General features: G+C 65.6%; 3 protein-coding genes and 1 pseudogene. 1 reads left to right on the forward strand and 3 read right to left on the reverse strand.

Going from position 1 to position 4,043, the window contains the following annotated elements:
- On the reverse strand, positions 1-1,688 hold a 1,688-nt coding region (locus B4C31_RS04820; RefSeq protein ID WP_291531559.1), incomplete at its 3' end, for a heavy metal translocating P-type ATPase.
- 186 nt (positions 1,689-1,874) lie between these two features.
- On the opposite strand from B4C31_RS04820, the gene glnA reads away from it, so the two are divergent.
- On the forward strand, positions 1,875-3,311 hold the full coding sequence (gene glnA, locus B4C31_RS04825; protein ID WP_291531560.1) for a type I glutamate--ammonia ligase: 1,437 nt from the start codon (positions 1,875-1,877) through the stop codon (positions 3,309-3,311).
- A 108-nt stretch (positions 3,312-3,419) separates the two neighbouring features.
- Here the strand turns inward: glnA and B4C31_RS04830 are convergent, their stop codons facing one another.
- Both B4C31_RS04830 and B4C31_RS04835 read right to left on the reverse strand, forming a co-directional pair.
- Positions 3,420-3,641, reverse strand: coding sequence for a hypothetical protein (locus B4C31_RS04830; RefSeq protein WP_291531561.1), 222 nt, complete (start codon positions 3,639-3,641; stop codon positions 3,420-3,422).
- Positions 3,629-4,043, reverse strand: a pseudogene (locus tag B4C31_RS04835) (ABC transporter ATP-binding protein); the annotation flags it as partial. The pseudogene B4C31_RS04835 and the gene B4C31_RS04830, both read right to left, overlap by 13 nt.

The raw sequence follows: 4,043 nt of genomic DNA on the forward strand, positions 1-4,043 counted from the left end.
GCGAAGAACAGCGGGGTCTTCCCCTCGCCGGTCAACCGGTCGCGGACATGTTCGACCGGAGCCATATCGATGCCGGATGCCGCCATCATCGCCGCGTTGCCGCCCAGGCATTCCCCGCCGTCGACGACACCGCGCACACCCTGGCCGGGGACCTGCTCGAATCCATCGGCATTCGGGCCGGTCAGGCCGCGTCGTTCCCCCTCGGCCACGATGGCCTTGGCCAGCGGATGCTCGGACGGACGCTCCAACGCGGCGGCGACGCGCAGCAGATCGTTCGCCGGGATGTCGGAGCGATGAACGATGTCGGTGACGCGAGGCTCGCCCCGCGTGATCGTGCCGGTTTTGTCCAGCACGACCGTGTCCACGCCGTGCGCGATCTCCAGTGCCTCCGCAGATTTGATCAGGATGCCGTTCGCCGCGCCACGTCCGGTGCCGACCATGATGGCGGTGGGGGTGGCCAGGCCCAACGCGCACGGGCAGGAGACCACCAGTACGGACACGGCGATGGTCAGCGCGAACTCGGGCGTCTGCCCGACGGCCAGCCAGACCGCGGCCGCGACGACAGCGATCGCGATGACGATTGGCACGAACACACCGGCCACCTTGTCGGCCAGTTTGGCGATGGGTGCCTTGGAGCTCGTGGCCTCGTCGACCAGACGGATGATCTGGGCGAGCGCGGTCTCGTCGCCCACCCTGGTGGCACGCATCGTGATGTAGCCGCTGCGGCTGGTGGCGGCGCCGACCACCGTGTCTCCGGCCCGCTTGTCGACGGGCACGGATTCGCCGGTGAGTGCCGACTCATCCACCGAGGCGGTGCCGGAGAGCACCACGCCATCCGTCGGAATCGATTCCCCGGTGCGGACGACCAGTACGTCGCCCACCTGCACCTGTTCTGCGGGGATCTCGCTTTCCACGCCGTCACGCAATACGGTGGCCCGCTTGGGGCGCAGATCCAACAGCGCATTGATCGCGTCGGAGGTGCGCCCCTTGACACGAGCCTCGAAGAACTTGCCGAGCGTGATCAACGCCAGGATCGTGCCGGCACCCTCGAAATACAGGTCATGGGAGAACTGGGAGACCATCGCCATATCGCCGTGGCCCAGGTCGAACGCGATCTTGTACAGCGCGTAGACGCCATAGACCACCGAGGCGCCCGCGCCGAGGGCGATCAGCGCGTCCATGTTCGGCGCGCGATGCCACAGACTGGTGAACCCGCCCTTGAAGTATTGCGCGTTGACCGCCAGGATCGGCAGCAGCAGGAGGAACTGGGTGAAGGCATAGATCATCGCGTTGCTGTCACCGAGCATGATCTCCGGCAGCGGCCAGCCCATCATATGGCCCATCGCCAGGTAGAACAGGGGCACCGCGAATACGAAGGACCAGACCACGCGGCGTCGCATCGCACGGTACTGCCGACGCGCCCTGTCCGCAGGCGTCTCCGCCGGCCCCGACGTCGCCTTCCCCGTAGCCTCCTGGACCCGGAGGGCGGCACCGTACCCGGCCTGCTCCACCGCCTGCACAATCTGGTGGCTGTTCAGATCCGACTCGTCGTACTCAACGGTCATGCTGTTCGTCAGCAGGTTCACCGACACCTGCCGGACACCCGGCAGCGCGTTGACCGCCTTCTGGACATGCGCCTGGCACGCCGCACAGGTCATGCCGGTCACGTCGTAGCGTTCCTGGGTCATCCGTCCCTCCTCTCCTTTCCAGGCCTGATATACCTCAAATTAGCATCGGATCGCCCGCTATCCGCCCTCGGCATACCCCTCTTGCGCGCCGGCACGAAACATTCCCGTAACCCAATGGGCGCATACGCGAAACCATATCTTCTACACTTGGAACTCGTAACCATCCCATGTGAAAGGAGCGGTCCAGTGACTGCAATCAAGACCAAGGCCGATGCCGAGGCGCTGATCAACCAGGAGGGCGTGGAATACGTCTCCGTCCGTTTCACCGATCTCATCGGCGTCCAGCAGCACTTCACGGTGCCCGCGAGCGAGTTCCTCAAGGATGCCTTCGACGAGGGCATGCCGTTCGACGGCTCCTCGGTGGAAGGCTTCCAGGCCATCAACGAGTCCGATATGAAGCTCGTGCCGGACGTCGAGACCGCGTACATCGATCCGTTCCGCAAGCACAAGACCCTGAACGTGGCGTTCTCGATCGTCGACCCGCTGACCGACGAGCCGTATTCGCGCGATCCGCGTCAGGTCGCCGCCAAGGCCGAGGCCTATCTGAAGGCCACCGGCATCGCCGACACCGCCTGCTTCGCGCCGGAGGCCGAGTTCTTCCTGTTCGACAAGGTCCGTTTCGAGAACTCCATGCAGCGCTCCTTCTACGAGGTCGATTCCGTGGAGGCCCCGTGGAACACCGGCAACGACGTGGAAGAGGACGGCACCCCGAACATCGGCTTCAAGAATCGCGTCAAGCGCGGCTACTTCCCGGTGCCGCCGTGCGACCACACCCAGGATCTGCGCGATGACATGGTCGCCAACCTGCAGAAGGTCGGGCTGGTGCTTGAGCGTTCGCACCACGAGGTGGCGGGTGCCGGCCAGCAGGAGATCAACTACCGCTTCAACACGCTGCAGCACGCCGGCGACGATCTGATGAAGTTCAAGTACGTCATCCATGAGACCGCGTTCCTGGCGGGCAAGGCCGCCACCTTCATGCCCAAGCCGATAGCCGGCGACAACGGCACCGGCATGCACTGCCATCAGTCGCTGTGGAAGGACGGCAAGCCGCTGTTCTACGACGAGCAGGGCTACGGCGGTCTGTCCGACATCGCCCGCTGGTACATCGGCGGCCTGATCAAGCATTCGTCGTCGGTGCTGGCATTCACCAACCCGTCGCTGAACTCGTACCACCGTCTGGTCCCGGGCTTCGAGGCGCCGGTCAACCTGGTGTACTCGGCCCGCAACCGTTCGGCCGCCATCCGCATCCCGCTGGCCGGCACCTCCCCCGCCGCCAAGCGCATCGAGTTCCGTGCGCCGGACCCGTCCTGCAACCCGTTCCTGGCGTTCTCGGCCCAGCTCATGGCCGGTCTGGACGGCATCCTCAACCACATCGAGCCGCCGGCTCCGATCGACAAGGATCTGTACGAGCTGCCGCCGGAAGAGCATGCCGGCATCAAGCAGGTGCCGAGCTCGCTCGCTGAGGCGATGGACGCGCTGGAGGAGGATCACGACTTCCTGACCGCCGGTGACGTGTTCACCGATGATCTGATCGAGACGTGGATCGACCTGAAGCGCGGCGAGATCGATCAGGCCCGCCTGGTTCCGACCCCGCTGGAGTATGAACTCTACTTCCACATCTGACCTGTAGCGTGGGATGGGCCCCGGCTGGATGAGCCGGGGCCTTTTGTTCGCGCGAGTACCCAATCCGATTCGCACCTATGCGAAGCTCGAACCGTAAATCATCTCACACTATGAGATAACCCGCTCGATGAACCACCGCTCATGCGAGACGACGATCAGCGCGCCCGGCGAAGGGCTCTCCCCCGTCAGCAGCTTGTCCGGGTCGGCGTTCAGCTGGGCGACCGACGACAGCACCCGGGCGCGCCGCTCAGCCGGCAGACCCGCCAGCCGCGTCATCGCAGATCTTGCGTCGTCGCCGGTCGTGTTCTGGGCGATGCTCAGCGTCCGCACGTCGGCGTCCGGCCGTCCGCCAACGTCTCGTCATCGTCTACAATCGCCGCATCCCCAAACCTCACGACGCCGGGGCCGATCCGTACCAGTTCCGCACGATGACTGGGTTCGGCATCCATCCAGATGTCACCGTCATAGCGTTTTGCGGCGACGGTCAGCGATTCCGCCCGGCGTTCGGCGGCGGCGATGCGTCCGTTCAGCTGGACGTAGGCCCGTGACGCGCCGGAGTCCAGACTCGTGGCCTTGGCCAGATGCAGGGCGCCGCGCGCATCGTGATCCTTGGGGTCGATGCGCCGGCCGCCGTTGTCCCTGGCCGCGTTCGCATGCTGCACCTGCCGGAAACGTTCGGCCTGCGCGCCACGCAGCCGCTCGTGCTCGCGGCGGGCGGACCGCAGCAGCCCG

Source organism: Bifidobacterium sp. UBA4282, assembly GCF_002394995.1.
GTDB classification, from domain to species: domain Bacteria; phylum Actinomycetota; class Actinomycetes; order Actinomycetales; family Bifidobacteriaceae; genus Bifidobacterium; species Bifidobacterium pullorum_B.